The organism is Streptomyces siamensis, assembly GCF_039543605.1.
Taxonomy (GTDB): domain Bacteria; phylum Actinomycetota; class Actinomycetes; order Streptomycetales; family Streptomycetaceae; genus Streptomyces; species Streptomyces siamensis.
Genome location: NZ_BAABKB010000002.1, coordinates 212,505 through 238,006, shown reverse-complemented (window position 1 = coordinate 238,006; position 25,502 = coordinate 212,505). Strand labels below are relative to the sequence as shown.

Genomic DNA, 25,502 nt, shown 5'->3' with positions numbered 1-25,502 from the left:
GCACCTGTGGACAACCCCCGTTGTGACGCGGTCGAGAGACACGCGTGGGGCCGGTGGTGCAGTATGGCCGGGAAATGCGCAGAGGACTCGTACACGGACTTGCTTGGTCGCTCGCCACGGGCGCGGCGGTCACGCTGTCGTGGTGGGGTGTCCACACGGTGATGGCGGGGACGGCGTACGACCCTCCGCGCGCCCTGCCCATCACGGCGGGCGACGCGACGACCCAGGAGTCGAAGCCGCTCGCCTCCTCGACCCGGCGGGCCGAGCCGTCGCCGAGCTCGTCGGGCCGGCCGAGCGCGAGCCGGCGCCCCGGCGCCACCGCGTCGCCGTCCCGTTCGGCGACCCCCGGCCCGAGCCCCTCGGCCTCCGCCTCCGGCCGGGTCAGGAGCTACGACACCGACGGAGGGCGGGCGGTCTTCGACCTGGGGAAGACGTCCGCGACGCTGGTGTCGGCGACCCCGGGGGCCGGCTGGTCGATGCAGGTGTGGAAGACGGAGGCGTGGATCCGCGTGGAGTTCAGCTCGGGCGCGGACCGGGTGTCGGTGTTCTGCACGTGGCACGACGGGCCGCCGCGTGTGGAGGTCGGCACCTACTGAGCGACGGGCCGCCCTCCGGGGCGGCGGGGCCGACGGCCCTAGCGGAAGACGGACGGGGGCGGCGCCGGTGAGGCGACCGCCGCCGCGTCCGTGACCGGGGCCGCGCCTCCGGTGAACCCGGTGAGCTGCCTGCCGTGTTCGACCCGCGCGGGGTGCGGGTCGCAGGCCGCGAGCCGGGTCAGTTCGGCGACCGGCAACGGCCGGGCGGCGGCCACCAGGACGGCGTTCCCGAAGCGCTTGCCGCGCAGCACCGTGGGGTCGGCGACCAGCGCGAGTTCGGGGAAGACGACCCCGACGGTGGCGATCTGGCCGCGGAGGTGGGCGAGCGGGGGCCCGTCGGCGAGGTTCGCGGCGTAGAAGCCGTCGGGCTTCACCACCCGTCGCACCTCCGTGACGAACTCGACGGATGTCAGGTGGGCCGGTGTGCGCGCCCCGCTGAACACGTCCGCGATCACCAGGTCCGCCCACCCGTCGGGCACCTTGGCGAGACCGGCTCGGGCGTCAGCGGAGCGCACCCGGACCCGCGCGCTCGGATCCAACGGCAACTCGCGGCGGACGAGTTGGACGAGGGCGGCGTCACGCTCGACGACCTGTTGGGTGGAGCGGGGGCGGGTCGCCGCGGTGTAGCGGGCGAGGGTGAGGGCGCCGCCGCCGAGGTGCACGGCGTGCACGGGCCTGCCGGGCGGGGCGACGAGGTCGATGACGTGGCCGAGGCGGCGCTGGTACTCGAAGCTCAGGTAGGTGGGGTCGTCGAGGTCGACGTGCGACTGCGGGGCGCCGTCGATCAGCAGCGTCCAGGCGCGTGCCCGGTCCCGGTCGGGCAGCAGTTCGGCGAGTCCGCCGTCGACGGGCTCGACGACCGCGTCGGCCGCCCGCTGTCCGCGCCGCGCGCCCCGCCCCGTCTCACGGCCTTCGTCCGACCGCTTGTTCCTCGCCCTTGCCATCAGACCATTATCCGGGGGTACGGGCGGCTCGGCCCACCGGCCGGGGCCCGGCGGGCCGGGGCGGGGCCCCGAGGGCGGTGCCTGGGTCCGGCGGGCGCTGTCCGGAGGTGGCGGCGCGGCTCCGGGAACGGCAGTCGCCACCGGCGGCGGGCGTCCAGGGGCGGCGGCCGGTCCGGGGTCAGCGGCAGTTGTCCGCGGCCTCGATGAGCCGGGCCGCCTCTCCCAGCGCGGCCCGCAGGACGGCCGGGTCGGTCGCGAGGTCCGCCTCGCCGGGCGGCAGGAGCCAGTCGGAGCCCTCGACCGGGGGCTCGGGGGGCAGGCTGAGACCGCGGCCGTTGGTCTGCGTGCAGGTGCTGCCGGGCACGTCCCAGGCGTCGGCGGTGCCGGGCGGCACCAGGAAGCCGAGGGTGTCGCAGCCGTCGTCGTGGAGCACGGGGCCGACCGCTTCGCAGGCACCGCGGCGGATGATGTCGACCGCCTCCAGGCCCTGACGTGCGGGAACGGTCACCAGCTCGCACTCGGACGCAGGCTCCGGCGGGGCGCTGCACTCCGGGGACGGCCTGTGCTGCGCGGTCGTCGTCGACGTACGGAAATCGGTGCTCTGCCTGGTCTCCATCCCCGCCTCCAACGGAACCCCTCCTCTTGACGAGTGGGTCGGGAGTTCGGGTGGCTCCCGGTCCACAGGGTTCAACGCTCCGGGACGTCAACGGCTACGGCGTAACACCGCCGCAAAGGATGGCAGTTCATGGCAGATCGTGGATGAGATATCCGGTTTGTAGCCAAACCCAGCGTGGCGGCCCTGTCACAGCAGGTACGTTCTTGCCGCGCCGGAAGCAGGGCACCACTGGTCACGAACCAGTGCAACTCGTCCTTGGTCCGGCATGGTTCGACGGTTCGCAAGAGAGGGCCCGGCCATGGCGTCGTCAGCGGTGACCTCGTCCCCGTCCCCCCGGCCACCGCGGCCGAACCTCGCCTTCCGGCGGTTGCGCGGACAGCGCTCGCCGAGCGAGTTCGCGGCGGCGGTCCGGCGGGCGGCGCGCGAGATCGGGGAGCGGGTCAGCTGCGACGCGCGCTACATCGGGCGCGTCGAGGCGGGCGAGATCCGCTGCCCGAACTATGCGTACGAGCGGGTGTTCCTGCACATGTTCCCCGGCCGCACGCTCACGGACCTGGGCTTCACTCCCCGCTCATGGGTACGCGGGCGCGGGGCGCGGGGCACGGGAGAGGCGCCCTCCTCGCACTCCGCGAGCCTGTCGTACGCCCTGCATGAGACGGAGGAGGCGTACGAGACGTATGAGACTCCGGAACCGCACCGCGTTCCGGCGCAGCACGCACCGCACCACCCGCACGATCCGCATCACCCGTACGACCCGCATGACAGGCACCACCCGCACCACACGTGCGATCCGTGCGACCCGTACGAGGACCACGATCAGAACCACGAGGAGAGCGACGTGCAACGTCGCGCATTCATGACCGGAGGCACCGCCACCATGGCGGCGGCCTCACTGGGGCCCTTCGCGGGCGCGTTCGGCGGCAGCGCCGCGGCCGCCGAACGGCGCGTCCACCGGGCCGGCACGTCCGAGGCCGGCGCCCTCGAAGAGGCCGTACGCAAGATCCGGCTGCTCGACGACCGCCATGGGGCCGACGGCCTCTACCGGCGCGCGGCGGCCCCGCTGCGGACGGCGTACGCGCTGCTCGACGCGGGCACCACACGGCAGTCGATCGCGGAGCGGCTGTACGCGGGCGCCGGTGAACTGGCCATCTCGGTGGGCTGGCTGGCCCACGACTCGGGGCGCTTCGACGACGCCCGCTCGCACTACGCGGAGGCGCTCGCGACCGCCCGGATGGCGGGCGACCCGGGCCTGGAGGCCCACGCCTTCTGCAACACGGCGTTCCTCGCGCGCGACGCCGGGCGTCCGCGTGAGGCCGTGCGTGCCGCACAGGCCGCGCAGCGCGCCGCGCGCCCCCTGGGCTCCCCCCGCCTGCTCTCCCTGCTCGCGCTGCGCGAGGCGGGCGGCTGGGCGGGGCTCGCCGACCGCGCCGGCTGCGAGCAGGCCCTGGCCCGTGCGCAGGCCCTCTTCGAGCGGGGCCCCTCCGAGGCCGACCCCGAGTGGATGACCTTCTACGGAGAGGCCGAACTGGAGGGACTGGAGGCGCAGTGCTGGTCGACGCTGGGCGACTGGCCCCGTGCCGCCCGGCACGCCCGCCGCGCCGCCGAGCTCCAGGACCCGCACTTCACCCGCAACATCGCCCTCTACACGGCGGAACTGGCCGACGACCTCGCGCGCGGCGGCCGCCCCGACGAGGCCGCCCTCGCCGGTCTGCGCGTCCTGGACCTGCTGAACGAGGTCCAGTCCTCCCGCATCCAGACGATGCTCGCGGGAACGGCGCGCGTCCTGCTCCCGCACCGCAGGGCGTCGGGTGTCTCGACGTTCCTGGAGCGCCACGCGAGCCTGCCGCGCCCGGCCTGAGGGAGGGCCGACGGCACCGGGCCGCCCTACGCGGACAGGTGCCCGCAGTCGTTCCACACCTCGATCGCGGGCTCTCCGTAGGCCCAGCCGAGGACCGACAGCGAGGTCGGGTTGAGGCGGATGCGGGCCGCGAAGTCGAGGGGGAGGCCGAGCCAGCGGGCGCCGATGGAGCGCAGGATGTGGCCGTGGGCGAAGACCAGGACGTCACGGTCCTCGGCTCGCGCCCAGGCGACGACCTCGTCCGCGCGCGCGGAGACCTCCTGGAGGGACTCTCCCCCGGGAACGCCGTCGCGCCAGATGAACCAGCCCGGCCGGACGGCCTGGATGTCCGCCGGGGTCATGCCCTCGTAGGCGCCGTAGTCCCACTCCATGAGCGTGTCCCAGGTGGTCGCGCGGTCCCCGAACCCGGCGAGCTCGCAGGTCTCACGCGCGCGCGTGAGCGGGCTGGTGCGCACCTCGACCCCGTCGAGGCCGTCGAAGGGCGGACGGTGCAGCCGCTCCCCCAGCAGCTTGGCGCCGCGCCGGCCCTCCTCCAGGAGCGGGATGTCGGTCCTGCCGGTGTGCTTGCCGGACAGCGACCATTCCGTCTGTCCGTGCCGGGCCAGCAGGATGCGCGGTGCCATGGAAGAGGACCTTTCCGGGACGAGTGGGTGAGGGGGAACGGGTCACTCGGCGACGAGCGAGGGGGTCACTCCATCATCGCTCACGGGTCCGCGGAGCAACCCGGCGGGCGATCTCCGCGTCTTTGAGGACCGGGGCGCCCACCGAGGGCGTTCACATACACCGTAAAATCGCATGCGGCCACCGATCGTCTCCAGACACTGTGCAGACTGTGGGGTCACAGCAGAAGCAGATGGGGGAGGGCGATCGGATGCCGCAGACCGATGCACCGCGTACCGGGACGGCACCACGCGCCCGGTTTCGCAGGTGGACCGACCTGCGCGACGTCTCGGGAGCGCACGCGCGCCTGCGCTGGTGGACCGAACTGCCGCTGATCCTGCTGGTGTACGCGTCGTACTCGGCGGGCCGGCTGCTCGCCCGCGGCGACACCTCCAGCGCGGTCGACCACGGCCTGGAGATCCTGCGGATCGAGAAGGTCCTCCACCTCAACGCCGAACACCCGCTGAACCGGCTGTTCACCCGCGAGGCCTGGCTCGGCGTCCCGGCCGACTTCTGGTACGCGTCGCTGCACTACCTGGTGACGCCCGTGCTCCTCGTCTGGCTCTTCCGCTCCCGGACCGCGCACTACCGTGCGGCCCGCACCTGGCTGATGACCTCGACCTTCATCGGCCTGATCGGCTTCACGCTGCTGCCGACCTGCCCGCCCCGGCTGCTGTCCGAGGGTCACGGCTTCGTCGACACGATGGCCCAGTACAGCTCGTACGGCTGGTGGGGCGGCGAGGCGAGCGCGCCACGGGGCATGGGCGGCATGACCAACCAGTACGCGGCGATGCCGAGCCTGCACGTGGGCTGGGCGCTGTGGTGCGGGGTGATGCTGTGGCGCCACGGCCGCACACCGCTCGCCCGGCTCGCGGGTGTCGCGTATCCGCTGCTCACCACGATCGTCGTGATGGGCACCGCGAACCACTACTTCCTCGACGCCGTCGCCGGTGCCGCGGTGATGGGGGCAGGTCTGCTGCTGACCCCCGTCGTGATGCGGCTCGCGGACCGGGCGAGGACACGGCTGGTCGCGCGGTTCCCGCGGTCCGCCACCGCCTCGGGCACCACAGGTTCCTCAATTGTCAGTGCGGGGTGCCAGACTTCCGCGGGTGAGCGAATTCCCCGACAGCGCGAGTCCCGAACCGGGCCGGGAGCCGAACCGGGTGCCTCTCCCACGGACGCGGGGGACGGGGCTCCGGCAGCGGCTCGCTGAGCTGCGCGGCCCGGACGTACCGCCCAAGTCCCTCGACGCGCGCGCCCTCGCGGCGCTCGCCGCGAACCCCGGGTGCGAGCGTCGCGCCCTGCTCGACGGCGCGGGCGTGGACAAGGCGAAGCTGGCCGGCGCGCTGGGGGCGCCGTCCGGCTTCGGGCAGTCGCAGTTCGCCTTCATGCGCGGCAACGCGTTCGAGGCACGGGTCAAGGCCGACGGCGGCGCGGAGCTGCTGCGGCTGGTGCACGAGCGGCTGGACCCGCGCGCCGAGCCTCCCACGACCGGTGTCGTGCCCGACCTGAGCGCCGTCGGCCCCGAGGGACGCGCCGCCCGGACGGCGCTCGCGCTGCGCGAGGCCACCGGGGCCGGGGTCTGGACGCTGCTCGACCACCCCATGGTCGCCCTCGACGTCGCCGGCTCCCCCGCCTTCCTGGAGCCGGACGCCGTGGTCGTGCACCCCGACGGCCGCTGGACGGTCGTCGAGATCAAGTCCTTCCCGATGCTCGACGGTTCGGCGGACCCGGCGAAGGTGGGCGCCGCCGCCCGGCAGTCCGCCGTGTACGTCCTGGCCCTGGAGGAGGTCGCCGCCCGCCTCGGCACACCGCCGCAGGAGCACGCCGCGGCCGCGCGGGGGGCCGGGGAGCCGGACACGGCCGCCCCTCCCGCGCCGGCCGAGGCACCGGGCACGGCAGTCCCGGCCGGGGCGCCCGTTGCGCACGGCGCCCGGACCGGCGCCCCCGAGGTCTCCCACCGGATCCTCCTGGTGTGCCCCAAGGACTTCTCCAACCTGCCGGCCGCCTCCGCCGTCGACATCCGCAAGCAGCGCGCGGTCACCAGGCGCCAGCTCGCCCGCCTCACCCGCGTCGAGGACATCGCCGCCGCCCTGCCCGAGGGCACCTGCTTCTCCCCCGACCTCCCCGCCGCCGAACTGACGACCGCCGTCGAAGCGGTCCCGGCGGCGTACGCCCCCGAGTGCCTGTCCGCCTGCGACCTGGCCTTCCACTGCCGCGACCGCGCGCTCGCGGAGGGCGCGGTCACGTCCCTGGGCCGCTCGCTGCGCTCGGAGCTCGGCGGCCTGACCTCGGTCACGGACGTCCTCGCGGCGGCGCACGGCGAGGCGGGCGACCCGCGCGACCCGGCGGTCGCCATGCTGCGGCGGGCGGCCCGGCTGCGGGCCGAGGCTCTGGACGGCCACCCCGCCGGCGCGGGTGCGTCCGAAGTCCGGGAGGGCGCCGCATGTCGCTGATCGCCACCCTCGCCCGGCTCGAAGCCGTGGAGAGCGGGCGGGCCCAGCCCGCCGCCACCGTGCGGCACCGGCACCTCACCGAACGGCCGCTGGTGCTGGTGCCGCTGACCACCGCGGGCGAGGCCGGGGCACCGCTCGGCGCGCTCGTCGGAACCGACCGGGACGCCCCCCGGCTGCTGGTCGTGCCACAGCCCCGGGACCGGGACCTGCGGTCCGCGTTCCTCGCCGAACTGGCCGACGTCGTACTCCCGTACATCGACACGTACGCGGACGCCGTCGAGCCGGCCGAGCGCAGCGAGACGGACCCGGAGACCGGCAAGCGCGTCAAGGTCGAGGTCGAACTGTGCGCGGACGCCCCGCAGCTGATCGTCCCGAGCCGGCCGGGCATCGAGTTCGTACGGCTGCTCGGCCGCTCCACCCGCTTCCGGCGCACCGCCGAGCAGGACCCCGAGACGCCCCATCCGGCACCGCCCCGGGTCCCGTTGTTCGGCCGGTGGCTCACGCACTACGCGGAGCGGGCCCGGGTGCCCGGCTCCGCACTGCTGCTCGCCCTCACCGACGTACTGTCCCGGCACTGGGCCACCGGCCAGAGCAGTCTGGAGGACCAGCACCTGGGCGCGCTGCTCGCATGGATCGACCCGCCCGAGGGGATGCTGGGCGCGGAGGCCGCGCTGCGCGCGGGGACGACGCGCGACGCACGGGGGCAGCTCGTCCGCCCGGCGGCCGGACCGGCCACGGACCCCGCCTTCGACAACCAGCTGCTGGCTCCGGCCATCGAGCGCTACGACCGCGCGCGTGCCGCGTTCGCCGCCGCCGAGGACGGTGTCGAGGCCGACGACCGGCTCGGCCTCGTCACCGCCGCCGAGCAGCAGATCCGCGACCTGGTGGCCGACGTCACCCGTCCCACCTGGGACGCGGTGTGGCGCGGCCTCGACCTGCTGCGCGGGCTGCCCGAGGGCGCGCACGCCGCCGACCGCTGGACCCGCGACCGCTGGTCGTTCACCGGGCACCGCGACCGGGTGTCCGCCGGAGAGCCGCCGCAGCCCCGCCGGGACGACGCGGTCACCGCGGCGAACAAACTCGCGACACGCGAGCGCGAACAGGCCCGCCTGGAAGCCCAGGAAGCCCTGGACGACCCGCTCGTCATGGCCGGCCGCCGGCTCGCCGGGGAGGCCTTCGCGGGTGAGGTCGTCGATGTGGTCATGGCGTACAGCGAGGGCAAGCGTCCCAGTCCGCGCCCGCTGGTGACGGTGCGCACGGACGACCGGCCGTATCTGGGGGAACGCGTCAAGGTGTACCGCTCACTGGGCGGTAAGCCGCAGTCCGCGGAGTTCGTCGGCTACGAGACGCTCCCCGGGGCCGGGAAGTCCGACGGAGCCGACGACTCCGACGGCACCGCGCCGTCCGGCGGGGACGTGACGTCCGCCCAGGACCTGGACGGCGGCGACGTCCTCGTGGTGCTGCGCATCGTCGACAAGATGGGCCGCGGCAAGGAGCCCGAAGCCGGATCCGTGCCCGAGAAGGGCGAGATCGTCTGCTTCACGCTCTTCGAGCACGAGCAGCGGGGCGGCGCGAAGCTCCCCGACCCGGAGGAGACACCGTGGACGCACGGCGGGCCTCCCGGCGAGCCCGACGCGGTGCCCCTGCCGGATCCGACGACGCCGGAGGACATCCTGTGACCACCGTCTTCGATCCCGGTGCCGCGGCGGCCCGCGCCACCAGCGCGATCCTGCACGACACACTGCACGGCACGCACCGCGGTGTCGTGGTGGACTCCCCGCCCGGTGCCGGGAAGTCCACGCTGGTCGTCCGGGCCGCCCTCGAACTCGCGTCCGCGGGACGGCCGTTGATGGTCATCGCACAGACCAACGCCCAGGTCGACGACCTGGTGCTGCGGCTCGCCGAGAAGGACGCCGACGTGTCCGTCGGCCGCCTGCACAGCAGCGACTCCGACCCCTACGACAAGGCCCTCGACGGCCTGGACAACGTGCGCAAGTCGACGAAGGCCGCCGACCTGGCGGGCCTCGACGTGGTCATCTCCACCGCGGCCAAGTGGGCCCATGTCAAGGGCGTGGAGCCGTGGCGGCACGCGATCGTCGACGAGGCGTACCAGATGCGGTCGGACGCGCTGCTGGCCGTGGCGGGGCTCTTCGAGCGGGCCCTGTTCGTCGGCGACCCGGGCCAGTTGGACCCGTTCGCCATCGTCGGCGCCGAGCAGTGGGCAGGGCTGTCGTACGACCCGTCGGCCTCCGCGGTGACCACCCTGCTCGCCCACAATCCCGAGCTCCCGCAGCACCGTCTGCCGGTGTCCTGGCGGCTGCCCGCGTCCGCGGCACCGCTGGTGTCCGACGCGTTCTACCCGTACACGCCGTTCCGCAGCGGGACGGGACACGAGGACCGGCGGCTCGACTTCGCGGTCGCCTCGGACGGTTCGGGTCCCGACCGCGTCATCGACGAGGCGGCGCGCGCCGGTTGGGGGCTGCTGGAGCTGCCGGCCCGGCACACTCCGCGCACCGACCCCGAGGCGGTGCGGGCCGTGGCGCGGGTCGTGCGGCGGCTGCTGGACCGGGGCGGCGCCGCCACCTCGGAGCGGTCGGAGGAGCCCGTGCCGCTGACCGCCGACCGGATCGCCGTCGGCACGGCGCACCGGGACCAGGCCGCGGCCGTGCGGGCCGCGCTGACGGATCTCGGTGTCGCCGACGTCACCGTGGACACGGCGAACCGGCTGCAGGGCCGGGAGTTCGACGTGACGGTGGTGCTGCACCCGCTGTCCGGGCGCCCCGACGCGACCGCCTTCCACCTGGAGACGGGCCGGTTGTGCGTACTGGCGTCCCGGCACCGGCACGCGTGCATCGTGGTGTGCCGGGAGGGCGTGACGGAGCTGCTGGACGACCATCCGTCGACCGAGCCCGTGCAACTGGGCGTCACGGTGAAGTTTCCGGACGGTTGGGAAGCCAATCACGCGGTGTTGTCGCACCTGGCGGAGCATCGGGTGAGCTGGCGGCCCTGACCGGCCGCGGCACCGGACGCGGGCAGCCGTGGTGCGGGACCCGTGCGGCCCCGGCGCGGGAAAGGGGCGGCACCGGCGCAGGAAACGGGCGATCGCGCGTGGACGCGGATGGCCGACCGGGGCCGACCGGGGCCGACCGGGGACCCGCGCACCCGCCGGGGACGCACGCGGTCCGGTGACCACGCACGATCGCCGGTGACCGCGTACGGCCGTCGGCGACCGCGGCGGCGGAGCGCACAGGCCCGTTCCGCGCTCGGGTCCCGCCGTCCGCGGCCCACTTGCGCGGCCGGGGGACAATGGACGATGGCCCACCCACAAGGCGGGTTCCCAACCGTACGAGGAGGAGAAGACATGGCGGAGCCCACGCCGCGTCGGAACGAACCGCGGCTACGCCCCGCGCCCCTGCTCTTCGAGCCCGCGGAGGCCGCCGGGGATCCGGAGCACTTCTTCGACCTGGAGTCGATCGACGACCCGCGCGCGCTGCTGGACCGCGCCACGGAGCTGACGCAGGCGTTCCGGGCCGCCGCCGACCGCGCCGTCGAGTTCCAGGCGATCGCCGCGGCACAGCTCGCCGACCCGCGCCGGTTCGACCGGCTCACCCCTGCCGCCATCGGCGAGCGCGCCGAATGGACCGAGGACTACGCGAAGAAGATGGTCGAGTTCGGCCGCGATCTGCTGCGGGGCGTCGAGGGGAACGGGCACGGACACGGGGTCGTCGACCCTCTGTGAGCCCGTGGCCCGGCCGGGCCGGCCCGCGCGCACGGCGCGGGTCACGCCCCGGCCCGGCACGGCCACCCTTCGGCATATGCCAGAGGGGCACGCAAAATACTCCACCCCGCCCCTCCCTGTCCCGGTTTCCGGCAACCCTCGGAGACGGACCGCTCACCGCCGGTAGATGTAGTCGGCATGAGCGGCACTCGGAACCCGGAACTCACCACCCCCCACGCCCCCGGCGCCCCGCCGACGCTGCCCGACCGGTCCGACATCTGCGGGGCCACCCCCGAGGGGGCCGCCTGGCTCGCCTCCGCGGGGACGTATCCGCGCAGCACCCTCGCCCTCTGGGCGGAGCGCCCGCACGCCCCGGTCGTCCTGCCCTGCGGCACCGCCTTCGACGTGGTCAGCGCCCCCGCGATCTTCGGGCGCCGGATGCTCGACCGGCTGTGGGAGGAGGGACCGGGCTCCGGGCCGGTGGCCGCGTACCGCGGGCGGATGATGCTGTTCGCCGCGCCCGGCACGGCGCAACGGCTGCCTTCGCTCTTCGAGTGGGAGGAGTGGGGCTCCCGTGACGCCGGACACCCGGGGAGCACCGTGCACGCGGGCCGGTGCGGAGCGGTCCCGCCCCTGCTCTGCCACGGCACGGGCGACGCGGTGACCGTGCCCGCGCCGATCCCCGACACCTCGGGACCACACCCCGCCGAGCGGCTGGAATCCCGCTGGCTCGTCGCGCCCGACACCCGCCATCCGTGGCTCCCGGGCCCCGAGATCCTGCTCTGGGCGGCCGTCCGGGCGGCCCGTGCGGCCGCCTCCGCCGCGGTCCGCATATCGATTTTTCCTCCCGCCGATCAGGATGCTAAGGTCTACGACGTCAGCAGGCGCCGCTAGCTCAGTTGGTTAGAGCAGCTGACTCTTAATCAGCGGGTCCGGGGTTCGAGTCCCTGGCGGCGCACGCTCACGATGGCGAGGCAGGATCGCGGAAACGCATCCGGTCTCGCCATCGTCATGTTCGCGCACGACAACCGCGCCATAGTCACCCGAACGGCGTACAGCGGATCGTCCCGCCCCTCCGTGCCGCCCGCCCCGTCGGCGCCGGCCACCCGCCCGTGCCGATCGTCTTCCGCCCCGCCCGGCGCAATCCCCCTCGGTCGACGCGCTCCCCCCAGCCGACGCAATCCCCCCAGTCGGCGCGATCCGCCTCAGCCGGTCGTGATCCGCACCGTCCACTCCCCCGAGGGCGTGCGGCCCTCGACCTCGACGCGGACGTTCTCACCCGGCACCGTGAAGCTCTCCCCGAGCCCCACGGGGGCGTCCGCGAGCGGCGGGTACACCGATTCCTCCCAGCAGGACTCGGTGTGCGGGTGCGCGTCGACGACCTCGATGGGGCCGCCGCCCGACGCGGCCCCGCTGTGCACGCGGTAGACGAGCACTCCCTGGGCGCAGGTCGCGCCGTCGTTCCCGCCCGGGGCGCGCACCTCGAAGGCGAGGGCGCTGTCCGGGCCGGTGGGGACCACCGCCAGCTTGGCGCCCCGGCCGGCCCCGAAGTTCCGCCCGTCCGGGAGGCCCGCGCCGGTCGACGGCGCCGCGAAGGCACCGGATCCGGAGGTGTCCGGCCCGGAGGCGTCCGGCCCGGAGGTGTCCGAGCCGCTCACACCCGGGAGGTGGGCGCCCGAGCCGCTCACACCCGGGAGAGGGACGTCCGAGCCGCCGCCCGGTCCTGAAGCGCCGGGGTCGGAGGCTCCCGCACGGACACCCTTGGACGCGGCCGCCATGGAGATGCCCGACCCGGCCGCGAGCGCACCCGCGGCGGCGGCACCCCTGGCGGCCGACCCCGCGGCGGCAGCACCCCTGGCGGCGGCACCGGCAGCCGCGGCCGCACCGGCGGCAGCACCCGCCGCACCGGCACCCGCTCCCGCACCGGCACCGGCACCGGCACCGGCACCCGCAGCCGCGCCCACACCCGGACCGACGGTGTCCGGTCCTTGCCCCAGCGGCTCCAGCGTCAGCCGGGTACTGCCCGGGCCCTGGACACACGCAACCTGGTGCGGATCCAGCCAGCCCAGCTTCCACTTGTGCCAGGCGAACAGGTCCGGGGCGAGCCCGAACTGGCTGCCCATGAGGTCCCAGTCGCCGACGTAGGTGTCCCAGTCGCCCTTGCCGTCGGAGGGCCGGTGGTAGAGGTCGGGCAGGTCGAAGACGTGGCCCGTCTCGTGCGCGAGGACGAGCCGGTCCGGCGGGTGCTTCTCGAAGACCGTGACGACCCGGCGGATGTCCTTGCCGTCGGCGTGCAGGGGCGTGTCGAGGTTCACGACCTTCGTGGCGTCCGAGTCGACGCCCGGCGCGTCCGGGTCGGCGACGAAGTAGACGATGTCGTAGCGGGAGAAGTCGACCTGCTTGTCGGCCGCGGCGAGCGCGTCGCGCAGATAGGCGGCGCGGTCCTCCGCGTCCCAGTCGCGCTGTATGGCGTACGACGTGGAGGGGTGCGGCATCCGGATCCAGCGGGGCTGCGGATGCGCGCGCAGGGTGAACCTGCCGTACGAGGCGCGCTCGAAGAAGTCGCTGGTGGCCGGGAAATGGTCGGCGGCCAGTTCGGCGGGGGTGGTGAGCGGACGTGCGTCCGGGAAGGACAGGAACACCATCACCGCGTCGAGCGGATGAGTCGGGCGCACATAGGCGGAGTTCCAGGTGTCGACGCCCTCGGAGTGGTGCGCGGCGGTCCGCTCCAGCGCGCACGGGGCCGCGTGGGGTTCGGCCAGCGCGGGTCCCGGCACCAGGGAGGTCGCGGCGAGCGCCGTCATCGAGGTGAACACGGCCGCGGTGCTGCGCCAGCGTGGCGCCCCGTCACGAGCCAGGCCCCGCAAGGCCTCGCGGGTGAAACCCCGGCGGGCCCCGCGGGTGAAACCGCGACGGGTCTCCCGGACGGGACCCCGCAGGGGGAGCGGACACGGCACGTGGACCTCCGGATGCGGATTCGGGGATACCGCACCCAGCCTGGGCGAGTTCGCCATACTTCGCCCTGTTTGTCTGCACCAGAAGGGTGAGGGCCGTCCGGGGCCGACACCCCGAACACTCACGCAACGTCACATGCGGTCGGCGCAAGGAAGGAACCCGTCCAGATGCAGGCAGAAACGATCTGTCAGAACGGGTGGTTGTTCCGGGACACTGGACAGTGGCTGCGATGCCCCGAGGCCAGCCTCTATGATCGGCACTTTCCTGCACGGACACGGCTTGTGCGGCCGTACCTCACCGGTCGACCGCCCCGAGAGACCCATACGACGAACGAGTGCACTGCGGGAGCGAGCGGTGAGCGGAACCTCCGAAGGGCAGGCGCCCGCGGCAGACCTCGTCCGGCCGGCCGTCACAGAGCGTCACATCGAGTCATCTCCTCGTGCGTCGGCCGAGGCGCATCACGGCACGTCCCGATCCCCTGCCTCCCCTGCGGGCACATCCGTCGCACCTGGGGCCCCTGACGCCTCGTACGTCCCGGGCGAGCCCCTCCCCGGTGCGGCCGCCGCATCCGACGGAACGTCACCCCGCACCCATCAAGCCGCGTTCGCCGCCGCTCCCCTCGCCATGGCCGTCGTCGACCGCGAGGGTCTCGTCGTCACCGCCAACGCGGCGCTGAGCACGCTGCTGGGCGCCGGGGCCGGGACTCTCCCCGGCAAGAACGCCGCCGACCTCGTCGACCTGGCGTCCGACGCCCGCACCTGGCACGCGTACCGCGAGGTGCTGCGCGGGCGCCAGGCACGGCTGCGTTTCACCCGCCGTCTCAAGCATCCCGACGGCCACTCCCTCTGGGTCCAGGTCACCGTCGCTCCGCTGTCGCCCCAGGAGCCCGCGGTCCTGCTGTCCGTCACCGACATCAGCGCACGGCGTGAACTCCAGGCCCGTCTGCGCCACTTGCAGATGCACGACCCGGTGACCCGGCTGCCGAACCGCGCGCTGTTCTTCGAGCGCCTGTCGGCCGCGCTGGAGGCGGAGGCGTACGAGGAGGGCGGCACCGGCCGGATCGGGCTCTGCTATCTGGACCTCGACGGGTTCAAGGCGGTCAACGACACACTCGGCCACCGGGTCGGGGACCGGCTGCTCGCGGCCGTCGCCGAACGACTGACGCGCTGCGCCGACGAGGCGGGGTACACGAGAGCGGCCACTCCCCTGGTGGCCAGACTGGGCGGCGACGAATTCGCACTGCTCGTCGAGGACTCCACGGGGACCGACCAGGTGGCGGACCTCGCCGAATCCGTCCTCAAGGCACTCCAGGCCCCCTTCGACCTCTCCGGCCAGCGGCTGTCGCTGTCCGCGTCGATCGGGGTCGTCGAGCGGCGCGCCACCGGCACGACCGCGACCGGTCTGATGCAGGCCGCCGACACGACGCTGTACTGGGCGAAGGCCGACGGCAAGGGCCGCTGGACCCTGTTCGACCCGGAGCGCAACGCCCACCGCATGACCCGCCAGGCCCTCTCCTCCACGCTGCGGGCGGCCGTGGACCGGGGTGAATTCGCCCTGGAGTACCAGCCGTTGGTGGGCATGGAGGACGGCGGCGTGCGCGGGGTCGAGGCGCTCGTCCGCTGGCACCACCCGCAGTTCGGCATGCTGACGCCGAATCGGTTCATCGGATTGGCGGAGGAGGACGGCTCGATCGTGCAGCTCGGCCGCTGGGTGCTCGCCACGGCGTGCCGGCAGGCCCGCCGCTGGCAGCTGGACCACCCGGACGCGCCGCCGATCTTCGTCAGCGTCAACGTCGCGGTCCGGCAGGTGTGGGACTCCGACCTGGTCGCGGACGTGGCGGAGATCCTCGCGGAGACCGGCCTCGCGCCGCACCTGCTCCAGCTGGAGCTCACCGAGTCCGCGGTGATGGGCTCGGCGGGCCGCCCGCTGCAGGCCCTCCAGTCGCTCAGCGACATGGGCGTCCGCATCGCCATCGACGACTTCGGCACGGGCTACTCGAACCTGGCCTACCTCAGCCGTCTGCCGGTGTCCGTGCTGAAGCTGGACGGCTCGTTCGTCCGCGGTTTCCAGTACGAGGCCCCCGACGGCGGTGCCCAGGGCGACGACGGCGCGGCCGCGCAGGCGGGCGCGGCCGACGAGGTCATCGTCGAGGCACTCATCCAGCTGGCCCACCGGCTCGGCCTGACGGTCACCGCCGAGTGCGTGGAGACCGCCTCGCAGGCCTCCCGGCTGCGCGGGATCGGCTGCGACACCGGCCAGGGGTGGCTGTACTCGCGGCCGGTGGCGCCGGATCGTATCTCCGCACTGCTGACCAAGGCCTGCGCGCAGGCCTGAGGCCGCCGGGGTCAGGCCTTCGGCAGGCCGTAGGCGTCCGCGATCAGCTCGTACGAGCGCAGCCGCAGGTCGCCGCTGTGGGCGTGGCTCGTGATCATCAGCTCGTCGGCGCCGGTGCGCTTGTGCAGGTCGTCCAGACCCGACCGCACCTCGTCCGCCGTGCCGTGGACGACGTTGACGTTCCAGGAGTCGATGAACTCCCGCTCCATCGGGCTGTAGTCGTACGCCTCCGCCTCCTCGGGCGTCGGGACCAGACCCGGGCGGCCGGTGCGCAGACGGACCATGTTCAGGGCGGCGGCCATGACCTGGCGGCGGGCCTCCCGCTCGTCGTCCGCGGCGAGGGCGGAGACGCCGATGAGGGCGTACGGGGCGTCGAGGACGGCGCTCGGCCGGAAGGACTCGCGGTACAGGTCCAGGGCCGGGATCGTGTTCTGCGCGGAGAAGTGGTGGGCGAAGGCGAACGGCAGGCCGAGAACGCCGGCGAGGCGGGCGCTGAAGCCGGAGGAGCCCAGCAGCCAGATCGGCGGGCGGTGCGGGGACTGGACGCCACCCGGGGAGGTCGCCTGGACGGGTCCGGGGACGGCATGGATCCGGGCGTAGGGGTGGCCGTCCGGGAAGTCGTCGTCGAGGAAGCGGGTGAGTTCCGCGAGCTGCTGCGGGAAGTCGTCGGCGCCCTCGTCGAGGCGGTCGGCGCGGCGCAGGGCCGCCGCCGTGGCGCCGTCCGTGCCGGGGGCGCGGCCCAGGCCCAGGTCCACCCGGCCCGGCGCGAGCGCCTCCAGGGTGCCGAACTGCTCCGCGATCACCAGGGGGGCGTGGTTGGGGAGCATCACTCCGCCCGACCCGAGGCGGATGCGGGTGGTGTGGGCGGCCAGGTGGGCGAGGATCACCGCGGGCGAGGAGGAGGCCACGCCGGGCATCGAGTGGTGCTCGGCGACCCAGTAGCGGTGGAAGCCGCGGGACTCCGCGAGGCGCGAGAGGGCGACGCTGGTCCGCAGCGCGTCCGTCGCGGTGCGGCCGGCACCGACCGTGACCAGGTCCAGTACGGACAGGGGTACGGGCGCGCTGCCGTGCGCGGTGCCTCGGGTCTCGTCCGTCTCGTCCACCGGGGTGCCTCCTGCTTTCGCTTGCGTACGACGCGTGGTTCGCGGAGTACGAACAGGAGGGTGTCTCCGTTTATTCCCGGTGCCGGGCCGTGGCCCGGCACCGGGAACCGCTCACCGGGCCCTTCCCCGGCGCCGGACGGGCCAGGACCCGGACCGTCCGGCACGGGCGGGCCCTACGGCATCTGCACGATCGGCTCCCGCGTGAAGAGCGTGCCGAGGTCGGGGGCGTTGACCCGGCGGTCCGCAAGGCGGAGCGCCTCCCACACGGTGACCTGGTTGGCGGTGAGGACCGGCTTGCCCAGGGCTTCCTCCAGGGCGGGGATGTGCGAGGCGGTGTGCAGGGCCGTGTCCGGCAGCAGGACGGCCTCCGCGTCGGGATGATCGGCCGCGCGGGCCATGGCGAGGACCTGGTCGGGCCCCCAGGTGCCGACCTCCGCGGCCGTGACGACCCCCGAGCCGCGCACGCCGACGACCTCCACCCCCGCGTCCTTCAGGAACGCGGCGAAGAGCGCGGCCACGTCGTCGGGGTAGGTCGCCCCGACCGCGACGCGGTGGGCGCCGACCTCCCCCGCGGCGTGCGCGAAGCCGAAGGAGGTGGAGGAGGCGGGCAGACCCGCCGCCCGGGCGAGGGCGCGGACCTGGTCGTGGGCGCCCTGCCAGCCGTACACGAAGCTGGCACTGGTGCAGGCCCACACCACCGCTTCGGCACCGGACAGGCGCAGCTCCTCGACGCCCGCCGCGAGCCTGGCCTCCGAGCCCATCTCCAGCAGCGCGTCCACGCGGTGGGCGTCCTCCCCGATGTCCGTGTGGACCAGGGCCAGGCGGATGTCGCTGCCGAGCAGCTGCTCCATGCGCGGGTAGTCGTCCTCGGCCGAATGACCGGGGTAGAGGAATCCGAGTGCGGTCATGCCCAACCTTCCTGTTCTTCCGGCAGTACCGGTCCCCCACGGGCGGACTGGTCCATCAGCCGCTGATAAGGGCCCACCGCCCGGGTACCCAGCTGGCGCAGCGCCGCCCACATCGTCACCTGGTTGGCCGAGATCACCGGGATGCGCAGTTCGGCCTCCAATTGGGGGATGACGTCGTACGTCGGAAGGTTGGTGCAGCTGATGAAGAGGGCGTCGGCGGGGGTGCGCGCCGCGTGCCGGGCCATCGTCACCACGTCGCGGTACGGCACCTTCCAGATGTGCCGCGTCAGGCCCAGCGAGGACCGCCCGGTGACGTTGATGCCGGCTTCGGCCAGGTACTCCTCCAGGGACTGGGTGACCGAGACGGTGTACGGGGTGACCAGGGCGATCCGCCGGGCGTGGAGCTCCCGCAGCGCGTCGAGGAGGGCACCGGAGGTGGTGAGCGAGGGGACCGCGCCCGCCCGGGTCATCGCCTCGCACATCGCCCGTTCGCCCGCGACACCGCCGACGAAGCTGCCGGAGGTGCAGGCGTACGCGACGACCTCGGGCGCGACGGCGTTCAGCGCACGCACCGCGTCGCCGAGCGTCTCGTGCTCGGAGACCAGCCGGGCCAGGTCGAGACTCACCTCGACCGGCACGAACGGCGTACGCGTCAGATGCAGGGAGACGTCGTCGGGCACCCATCGCCACAGCTCACGGTCGAGAGCGAAGTCGAAGGGCGCGACGACGCCGATGCCGCGCTGTTCGCGGGGACCGCCGAGAAAGGAGACATCCATCGCAGTCACCGGCCTCACGAAGGGAAACGGGTGGACAACGGACCGTAGGTGGGCCCGTGTTGACGAAGGTAGGTTCGGGTGCGAGCGTGGTCAATCCGCGCATCTCAGACGGCCCCGAGCGCACGTCCGACCTCATGATCCGCCCGGGGATCCCGCCTCCGGCGCCCCGGAGAACCGCCTCACACCTTCCCAGGAAAGCGGACCCGCGTTGCGAAACGGTTTCACCCGATGAACGCCTCCACGTCACCTCACGGACCCGGCCCGCAGTCCCCGACCCGGCTGCTCGTCCTGGACGCCGAGCCGCCGCCCAGGCTCGGCAGACTCACCGGCCGGGTGCAGATCGAGCACGCCGACGCGACCACGCTGGCCGAGCGGCTGCCGTACGCGGACGTGCTGCTGGTGTGGGACTTCACCTCGGACGCCGTACGCCGTGCCTGGCCGGGCGGGGGCCCGCGGCCGCGCTGGGTGCACACGGCGAGCGCGGGCGTGGACCATCTGATGTGCCCCGAGCTCACCGAATCGGACACGGTGGTGACCAACGCGCGCGGTGTCTTCGACCAGCCGATCGCGGAGTACGTCGCCGCGCTGGTGCTCGCCATGGCGAAGGACCTGCCGCGCACCTGGGACCTCCAGCGGCAGCGGGAGTGGCGGCACCGCGAGTCGCAGCGGGTGGCGGGCACCCGCGCCTGTGTGGTCGGTTCCGGGCCGATCGGGCGGGCGATCGTCCGCACGCTCAAGGCGCTCGACATCACGACGGCGCTGGTGGGGCGGACCCCGCGCACCGGGATCCACGGCCCCGGGGAACTGGACCGGCTGATGGCGCGCGCCGACTGGGTGGTGTCCGCGGCGCCGCTGACGCAGGACACGTACGGGATGTTCGACGCGCGGCGGTTCGGCATGATGCAGCCCTCCGCCCGCTTCATCAACATCGGACGGGGTCAGCTGGTGGTCGAGGAGGCGCTCGCCGAGGCGCTGAGGAAGCGGTGGATCGCGGGCGCGGCCCTCGATGTCTTCGCACACGAACCGCTCGGCCCCGAGAGCCCGTTGTGGCAGGTCCCGGGACTGATCGTGTCGCCGCACATGAGCGGGGACACAGTGGGCTGGCGGGACGAACTGGGTATGCAGTTCGTGGAGTTGTACGAGAGGTGGGCGGCGGGCATGCCGCTGCAGAACGTCGTCGACAAGAAGCGCGGGTACGTGCCGGGACACTGAACTCCCTTTGGAGGGGCCGATGTCGGAACTCACCGAGCTGACCGCGGTACAACTCGTCGACGGCTACCGCAAGGGCGAATTCAGCCCCGTGGAGGCGACGCGGGCGGTCCTGGAGCGGGCCGAACACGTCCAGACGGCCGTGAACGCGTTCGTACGGCTGGACGCCGAGGAGGCTCTCGCCCGGGCCGGGGAGTCGGAGGCGCGCTGGCGGCGCGGCGAGCCGGCGGGCCTGCTCGACGGTGTCCCCGTCACCGTGAAGGACATCCTGCTGCAGCGCGGGCATCCCACACTGCGCGGATCGAGGACCGTCGACCCGGGGGGCCGCTGGGAGGAGGACGCGCCGTCGGTGGCCCGGCTGCGCGAGCACGGCGCGGTCCTCGTGGGCAAGACGACCACGCCCGAGTTCGGCTGGAAGGGTGTCACGGACTCGCCGCTGTCCGGGGTGACCCGCAATCCGTACGACTTCTCGCGCACCGCCGGCGGCTCCAGCGGGGGCAGCGCGGCGGCCGTGGCGCTCGGCGCGGGCCCGCTGTCCCTGGGCACGGACGGCGGCGGCAGCGTCCGCATCCCGGCCGCGCTCTGCGGGATCTTCGGTCTGAAGCCGACGTACGGAAGGGTGCCGCTGTATCCCGCGAGCGCCTTCGGGACGCTGTCGCACGTGGGTCCGATGACGCGGGACGCCACCGACGCGGCGCTGCTGCTGGACGTGATCAGCGGTCCGGACGCCCGGGACTGGTCCGCGCTCGGGCCGGCGGCCGGTTCCTTCGTGGACGCGCTGGAGGGCGGGGTGCGGGGGCTGCGGGTCGCGTACTCGCCCTCGCTCGGCGGGCAGGTCGCGGTCCGGCCCGCCGTCGCGGCGGTGGTGCGGGGGGCGGTGGAACGGCTGGCGGGTCTCGGCGCGTACGTCGCCGAGGACGACCCCGACTTCACCGATCCGGTGGACGCCTTCCACACGCTCTGGTTCAGCGGGGCCGCCCGGGTGACCCAGCGGCTGGGGCCCCACCAGCGGGAGTTGCTCGACCCCGGCCTGCGCGAGATCTGCGCGCGCGGCGCGCGGTTCGGCGCACTGGACTACCTCGCCGCGGTGGACGTCCGCATGGAACTGGGCCGGCGCATGGGCCGGTTCCACCAGTCCTACGACGTCCTGGTCACGCCGACGCTGCCGCTGACGGCCTTCGAGGCGGGCGCGGAGGTGCCCGCCCGCTCCGGTCACCGGCGCTGGACGGGCTGGACCCCGTTCACGTACCCGTTCAACATGACGCAGCAGCCCGCGGCGACCGTGCCCGTCGGGGTGGACGGGGACGGCCTGCCGGTGGGCCTGCAGATCGTGGCGGCGCGGCACCGTGACGACCTCGTCCTGCGGACGGCGCAGACGCTGTACGAGGCGGGTGTCGCCGGGGTCGCCGCCCCGGTGCTCTGACAGCCGGCCGGGGACGCCCGCCGGCGCTCTGCCACCGGGCCGTGGGACGCCTACCGGCGCTTCCGGTACCGCACCGGGGGCACTCCCCCGGTGCTTCGGCGCCCGGCCGGCCGCGACCGCCGCGCCGGGACGGTCACGCCCGGCGGAACCGGAGCGCCTCGCCCTGCGCGCCGGTGCGCCACAGGTCGTTGCAGGCCTCGGCCATCGCGTCGAGGCCCTCGACCACCTGGCCCCAGACGATCCCCGGCACCCAGCCGACGTCCCCGTTCAGGAGCAGGTTGTTGCGCTCGTAGAACAGGGCCAGGTCCACCACCGTCGTCCCGGCGCGGACCTCACGGTCGTATCCGTAGGCCTGCGTGCCCAGTTCCGCGCCCGCGAAGGAGAAATAACAAAGGTCTCCCGGAATAGGGGTAACTGTCGGATTTTCCAGAGGTGGCTCCGATTTCGCGAAAGGCGGGAAAAGGGCGTAGATCTCATTGCGCGCGTATTTCGCGTGGTAGACGTCTCCGCTCAGCGGAAGCGCGTCCCACACCGCCGCGCAGGTGATCGGCGCCCGGTCGTCGAGCAGTTTCGCCGTGCAGTCGACTCCCCTTTTGACCAGGGAGACTTCGATGTAGCGATCAGCCATGCATTCCATGGTCCCGCGGGAGTCAAGAGGGCCCCGGACATCCGGCGGCGTGTACGGGCGCAAATCGATCCGCATGGATCGCATGGCATCGGGTAGCCGCGCGGCCATGGCTCCACCACTTGGCAAGGACGGTTATGGCGCGGAGAAACGAGGCCCGTTCAGGGCCCCCGGCGAAGGCCCGAGCCGGCGGTCGCTGCTCGCGGGTGTCTCCGCGCTCGGTGCCGTCGGCGCGCTGGGCGCCGCCGGTTGCAGCCGGGTCGCCACGGCGTCCGGCACGGACGGTGGTGATCTCCTCGACCGGCTGAAGGCGCAGGGCGTCGTACGGCTCGGCATCGCGGGCGAGATCCCCTTCGGTTACATCGACAGGAACGGCGAGCTGACAGGGGAGGCGCCGCAGCTCGCGAAGGCCGTCTTCGAGCGGCTCGGAATCGACCGCGTCCAGCCGGTCCCCACCGAGTTCGGCTCGCTCATCCCCGGACTCAACTCGCAGCAGTTCGACGTCGTGTCGGCCGGGATGTACATCAACCCCGAGCGCTGCGAACAGGTCATCTTCGCCGACCCGGACTACCAGATGCTCGACGCTTTCATCGTGCGCAAGGGCAATCCCATGGATCTGCACGACTACAAGGACGTCGTGGCGAAGAAGGCGAAGTTCGCGACCGGCACGGGCTATGCCGAGATCCAGTACGCGGTGGAGGCCGGGTACAAGGAGAGCGACATCCTGATCGTGCCCGACCAGGTCGCCGGGCTGAACGCCGTCGAGGCGGGGCGGGCCGACGTGTTCGCGGGGACCGCGCTGACCACGCGTGAGGTGGTCAAGAAGTCCCGCAAGACGGAGAGCACCAAACCCTTCGCGCCCCTGGTCAAGGGCAAACCGCACGTCGACGGCGGTGGCTTCGCCTTCCGGTCGAGCGAGACGCGGCTGCGGGACGCCTTCAACGTGGAGCTGCGGAAGATGAAGGCGAGCGGCGAACTGTTCCGCATCCTCCAGCCGTTCGGATTCACCAAGGCGGAGATGACCGACATGACCGCGAAGGAGCTCTGCCGCGGATGACATCGGGACTCTGGGAACTCGTACTCGAAGGCATATGGGTCACCGTCCAGCTGCTGTTCTTCAGCGCCCTGCTGGCCGGCGCCGTCTCCTTCGCGGTCGGGATCGCGCGCACCTCGCGGCTGTGGATCGTCCGCTTCCTCGCGGGCTTCTACACCGAGGTGTTCCGCGGCACCTCCGCGCTGATCATGATCTTCTGGGTGTACTTCGTGCTGCCGCTCGCCTTCGGCTGGCAGCTCGTCCCGATGTGGGCGGGCACGCTGGCGCTGGGGCTGACGTACGGCGCGTACGGCTCGGAGATCGTGCGCGGCGCGCTCAACGCGGTCGATCCGGCACAGCGTGAGGGCGGTATCGCGCTCAGCTTCACGCCCTGGCAGCGGATGCGGCTGATCCTGCTGCCGCAGGCGGTGCCCGAGATGATCCCCTCCTTCTGCAACCTGCTGATCGAGCTGCTCAAGGGCACGGCGCTGGTCTCCGTCATGGGGATGGGTGATCTGACCTTCAGCGCCAACCTGGTGCGGCTGGCGCTCCAGCAGAGCGCGGAGGTCTACATGTACGTGCTGCTCATCTACTTCGTCATCGCCTTCCTGCTCACCCGGGTCATGCGCGGTCTGGAGAAGCGGCTGAAGGCCGGCATAGGCAAGGAACCGGAGCGCGGCGCGAACCGGCGTGAGCTGCGCCGGGCGGAGAGCACCGGCGTGGGCGCCGGTGCGGGCGCGGCGGGAGGTGGCGCATGAACTGGGACTGGAGCGCGGTCGGTGACTTCATGCCGCACTTCTGGGACGGCCTGCTGGTCACCCTGCAGGCGCTGGCGCTCGGCTCGCTGATCGCTTTCGCCCTCGGTCTGGTGTGGGCGCTGCTGATGCGGACGCCGACGCGGTGGGTGCGCTGGCCGGTCGGTGTCGTCACCGAGTTCGTCAGGAACACCCCGCTGCTGGTGCAGCTGTTCTTCCTCTTCTACGTGCTGCCCGAGTGGAACATCACGTTCTCCGCGCTGACCACGGGTGTCGTCGCGATCGGGCTGCACTACTCGACGTACACGATGCAGGTCTACCGGGCCGGCATCGAGGGCGTGCCGGTCGGCCAGTGGGAAGCGGCCACGGCGCTCAGCCTGCCCGTGCGGCGCACCTGGACCGCGGTGATCCTGCCGCAGGCGATCCGCCGCGTGGTGCCCGCGCTCGGCAACTACGTCATCGCGATGCTGAAGGACACCCCGATGCTGATGACGATCACCGTGCTGGAGATGCTCGGCGAGGCGCGGCTGTACTCGCAGCAGCACTTCCAGTTCACCGAGCCCCTCACGGTCATCGGCGTGGCCTTCATCCTCATTTCCTATCCGGCTTCCCTGCTGCTGCGAGCCCTGGAGCGACGTCTTGTCCGCTGACACCAATCCCGTACCCGCGAACGAACTGAACGCCAATCCGCCGGTGGACGGTGCCGAGCTGATCCGCTTCGAGAAGGTCACCAAGCGCTTCGGCGACAACACCGTCCTCGACGAGCTGGACTTCCGCGTCGACTCCGGGAAGCACGTCACCCTGATCGGCCCGTCCGGTTCCGGCAAGACGACGATCCTGCGTCTGCTGATGACGCTGGCCAAGCCGGACGCCGGCACGATCACGGTCGCCGGGGACCGGCTCTTCCCGGCGGGCGAGAAGGAGGTCCGGGAGGTCCGCAAGAAGATCGGGATGGTCTTCCAGCAGTTCAACCTGTTCCCGAACATGAGCGTCCTCAGGAACGTCACCGAGGCGCCCGTCACCGTCCTCGGGATGTCCAAGGACGAGGCCGAGACGCGGGCCCGTGAACTGCTCGACCTGGTGGGGCTCGCCGACAAGTGCGACGAGCGTCCGAGCCGGCTGTCCGGCGGCCAGCAGCAGCGCGTCGCGATCGCGCGGGCGCTGGCGATGCGGCCGCAGGTGCTGCTCCTGGACGAGGTGACGTCCGCGCTCGACCCCGAACTGGTCGCCGGTGTCCTCGACGTCCTCCGTGACATCGCCCACACCACCGACATCACGATGCTCTGTGTGACCCACGAGATGAATTTCGCCCGGGACATCTCGGACCAGGTCCTGATGTTCGATTCCGGCCACGTCATCGAGTCCGGCCCGCCGGAGAAGATCTTCAGCGATCCGGAGCAGGACCGCACCCGCGAATTCCTCAGCGCGGTTCTTTGATTACCGGGAGTGAACGAGGGGCGGGCGGGGAGCGCGCGGGGCAAGGCCCGAGGTCCGGCAGTCGGGTCATGCCCCGCGTGTCGTGACCGGGGCATA

At 73.1% G+C, this 25,502-nt stretch carries 23 protein-coding genes and 1 tRNA gene; 16 read left to right on the top strand and 8 right to left on the bottom strand.

Annotated features, from left to right (window positions below):
- The first annotated feature begins 74 nt into the window (after nucleotides 1-74).
- Nucleotides 75-596 carry a hypothetical protein gene (locus ABEB03_RS03850; protein WP_345641130.1) on the top strand — a complete coding sequence of 174 codons (522 nt, stop codon included), beginning with the start codon at nucleotides 75-77 and terminating at the stop codon, nucleotides 594-596.
- A gap of 38 nt (nucleotides 597-634) precedes the next feature.
- Here ABEB03_RS03850 and ABEB03_RS03845 read toward each other — a convergent pair whose 3' ends face one another.
- Nucleotides 635-1,540, bottom strand: a complete 906-nt coding sequence (locus ABEB03_RS03845; protein ID WP_345641127.1) for a spermidine synthase — start codon at nucleotides 1,538-1,540, stop codon at nucleotides 635-637.
- Nucleotides 1,541-1,718: 178 nt separating this feature from the next.
- Nucleotides 1,719-2,156 carry a hypothetical protein gene (locus tag ABEB03_RS03840; RefSeq protein ID WP_345641124.1) on the bottom strand — a complete coding sequence of 146 codons (438 nt, stop codon included), beginning with the start codon at nucleotides 2,154-2,156 and terminating at the stop codon, nucleotides 1,719-1,721.
- A 298-nt stretch (nucleotides 2,157-2,454) separates the two neighbouring features.
- On the opposite strand from ABEB03_RS03840, the gene ABEB03_RS03835 reads away from it, so the two are divergent.
- Nucleotides 2,455-4,014, top strand: a complete 1,560-nt coding sequence (locus ABEB03_RS03835; RefSeq protein ID WP_345641121.1) for a hypothetical protein — start codon at nucleotides 2,455-2,457, stop codon at nucleotides 4,012-4,014.
- A 26-nt stretch (nucleotides 4,015-4,040) separates the two neighbouring features.
- Here the strand turns inward: ABEB03_RS03835 and ABEB03_RS03830 are convergent, their stop codons facing one another.
- A complete protein-coding gene (locus ABEB03_RS03830) occupies nucleotides 4,041-4,637 on the bottom strand; it encodes a histidine phosphatase family protein (protein ID WP_345641118.1) in 597 nt (198 codons plus the stop codon).
- Nucleotides 4,638-4,885: 248 nt separating this feature from the next.
- Between ABEB03_RS03830 and ABEB03_RS03825 the strand changes: the two genes are divergently transcribed.
- The 7 genes from ABEB03_RS03825 to ABEB03_RS03795 all read left to right on the top strand — a co-directional run bounded on the left by ABEB03_RS03825 (nucleotide 4,886) and on the right by ABEB03_RS03795 (nucleotide 11,806).
- A complete protein-coding gene (locus tag ABEB03_RS03825) occupies nucleotides 4,886-5,887 on the top strand; it encodes a phosphatase PAP2 family protein (protein WP_345641115.1) in 1,002 nt (333 codons plus the stop codon).
- The gene (locus tag ABEB03_RS03820; RefSeq protein WP_345641112.1) at nucleotides 5,838-7,130 is read left to right on the top strand and encodes a hypothetical protein; all 1,293 of its coding nucleotides are present in this window, start codon (nucleotides 5,838-5,840) and stop codon (nucleotides 7,128-7,130) included. The genes ABEB03_RS03825 and ABEB03_RS03820 overlap by 50 nt, the downstream gene beginning before the upstream one ends.
- A complete protein-coding gene (locus ABEB03_RS03815; RefSeq protein ID WP_345641109.1) occupies nucleotides 7,121-8,809 on the top strand; it encodes a hypothetical protein in 1,689 nt (562 codons plus the stop codon). Before ABEB03_RS03820 ends, ABEB03_RS03815 begins: the two co-directional genes overlap by 10 nt.
- Entirely contained in the window at nucleotides 8,806-10,140 is a 1,335-nt protein-coding gene (locus ABEB03_RS03810) for an AAA domain-containing protein (RefSeq protein ID WP_345641106.1), read from the top strand. Before ABEB03_RS03815 ends, ABEB03_RS03810 begins: the two co-directional genes overlap by 4 nt.
- A gap of 351 nt (nucleotides 10,141-10,491) precedes the next feature.
- The gene (locus ABEB03_RS03805; protein ID WP_095934547.1) at nucleotides 10,492-10,869 is read left to right on the top strand and encodes a hypothetical protein; all 378 of its coding nucleotides are present in this window, start codon (nucleotides 10,492-10,494) and stop codon (nucleotides 10,867-10,869) included.
- A gap of 177 nt (nucleotides 10,870-11,046) precedes the next feature.
- Nucleotides 11,047-11,742 (top strand): bifunctional DNA primase/polymerase, encoded by a 696-nt coding sequence (locus tag ABEB03_RS03800; protein ID WP_345641101.1) that lies wholly within the window; start codon nucleotides 11,047-11,049, stop codon nucleotides 11,740-11,742.
- Nucleotides 11,733-11,806, top strand: a tRNA-Lys gene (locus tag ABEB03_RS03795). The genes ABEB03_RS03800 and ABEB03_RS03795 overlap by 10 nt, the downstream gene beginning before the upstream one ends.
- A 247-nt stretch (nucleotides 11,807-12,053) precedes the next feature.
- Here the strand turns inward: ABEB03_RS03795 and ABEB03_RS03790 are convergent.
- Nucleotides 12,054-13,664 carry a M6 family metalloprotease domain-containing protein gene (locus ABEB03_RS03790; RefSeq protein ID WP_345641098.1) on the bottom strand — a complete coding sequence of 537 codons (1,611 nt, stop codon included), beginning with the start codon at nucleotides 13,662-13,664 and terminating at the stop codon, nucleotides 12,054-12,056.
- A 493-nt stretch (nucleotides 13,665-14,157) separates the two neighbouring features.
- On the opposite strand from ABEB03_RS03790, the gene ABEB03_RS03785 reads away from it, so the two are divergent.
- Nucleotides 14,158-16,137, top strand: a complete 1,980-nt coding sequence (locus tag ABEB03_RS03785; RefSeq protein ID WP_345641095.1) for a putative bifunctional diguanylate cyclase/phosphodiesterase — start codon at nucleotides 14,158-14,160, stop codon at nucleotides 16,135-16,137.
- A gap of 11 nt (nucleotides 16,138-16,148) precedes the next feature.
- On the opposite strand, the gene ABEB03_RS03780 is transcribed toward ABEB03_RS03785, so the two are convergent.
- The 3 genes from ABEB03_RS03780 to ABEB03_RS03770 form a co-directional block, all read right to left on the bottom strand.
- Complete coding sequence (locus ABEB03_RS03780; RefSeq protein ID WP_345641092.1) at nucleotides 16,149-17,240, bottom strand: LLM class flavin-dependent oxidoreductase; 1,092 nt, start codon at nucleotides 17,238-17,240, stop codon at nucleotides 16,149-16,151.
- Nucleotides 17,241-17,413: 173 nt separating this feature from the next.
- On the bottom strand, nucleotides 17,414-18,148 hold the full coding sequence (locus ABEB03_RS03775) for a maleate cis-trans isomerase family protein (protein WP_345641088.1): 735 nt from the start codon (nucleotides 18,146-18,148) through the stop codon (nucleotides 17,414-17,416).
- A complete protein-coding gene (locus ABEB03_RS03770) occupies nucleotides 18,145-18,924 on the bottom strand; it encodes a maleate cis-trans isomerase family protein (protein ID WP_345641085.1) in 780 nt (259 codons plus the stop codon). The genes ABEB03_RS03775 and ABEB03_RS03770 overlap by 4 nt, the downstream gene beginning before the upstream one ends.
- A 228-nt stretch (nucleotides 18,925-19,152) precedes the next feature.
- Between ABEB03_RS03770 and ABEB03_RS03765 the strand changes: the two genes are divergently transcribed.
- Entirely contained in the window at nucleotides 19,153-20,136 is a 984-nt protein-coding gene (locus ABEB03_RS03765; protein ID WP_345641083.1) for a D-2-hydroxyacid dehydrogenase, read from the top strand.
- A 19-nt stretch (nucleotides 20,137-20,155) separates the two neighbouring features.
- Complete coding sequence (locus ABEB03_RS03760) at nucleotides 20,156-21,556, top strand: amidase (RefSeq protein WP_345641080.1); 1,401 nt, start codon at nucleotides 20,156-20,158, stop codon at nucleotides 21,554-21,556.
- Between the two features lie 133 nt (nucleotides 21,557-21,689).
- Here the strand turns inward: ABEB03_RS03760 and ABEB03_RS03755 are convergent, their stop codons facing one another.
- Complete coding sequence (locus ABEB03_RS03755; RefSeq protein ID WP_345641077.1) at nucleotides 21,690-22,184, bottom strand: DUF3830 family protein; 495 nt, start codon at nucleotides 22,182-22,184, stop codon at nucleotides 21,690-21,692.
- A 106-nt stretch (nucleotides 22,185-22,290) separates the two neighbouring features.
- Here ABEB03_RS03755 and ehuB point away from each other — a divergent pair, with 106 nt between their 5' ends.
- The 4 genes from ehuB to ehuA are packed head-to-tail and all read left to right on the top strand — an operon-like array spanning nucleotide 22,291 to nucleotide 25,406.
- Nucleotides 22,291-23,238, top strand: a complete 948-nt coding sequence (ehuB, locus tag ABEB03_RS03750; protein ID WP_425589175.1) for an ectoine/hydroxyectoine ABC transporter substrate-binding protein EhuB — start codon at nucleotides 22,291-22,293, stop codon at nucleotides 23,236-23,238.
- On the top strand, nucleotides 23,235-23,972 hold the full coding sequence (gene ehuC / locus ABEB03_RS03745) for an ectoine/hydroxyectoine ABC transporter permease subunit EhuC (protein WP_345641071.1): 738 nt from the start codon (nucleotides 23,235-23,237) through the stop codon (nucleotides 23,970-23,972). The genes ehuB and ehuC overlap by 4 nt, the downstream gene beginning before the upstream one ends.
- The gene (gene ehuD, locus ABEB03_RS03740; protein WP_095934559.1) at nucleotides 23,969-24,619 is read left to right on the top strand and encodes an ectoine/hydroxyectoine ABC transporter permease subunit EhuD; all 651 of its coding nucleotides are present in this window, start codon (nucleotides 23,969-23,971) and stop codon (nucleotides 24,617-24,619) included. The genes ehuC and ehuD overlap by 4 nt, the downstream gene beginning before the upstream one ends.
- Nucleotides 24,609-25,406, top strand: a complete 798-nt coding sequence (gene ehuA / locus ABEB03_RS03735) for an ectoine/hydroxyectoine ABC transporter ATP-binding protein EhuA (RefSeq protein WP_425589174.1) — start codon at nucleotides 24,609-24,611, stop codon at nucleotides 25,404-25,406. Before ehuD ends, ehuA begins: the two co-directional genes overlap by 11 nt.
- The last annotated feature ends 96 nt before the right edge of the window (nucleotides 25,407-25,502 follow it).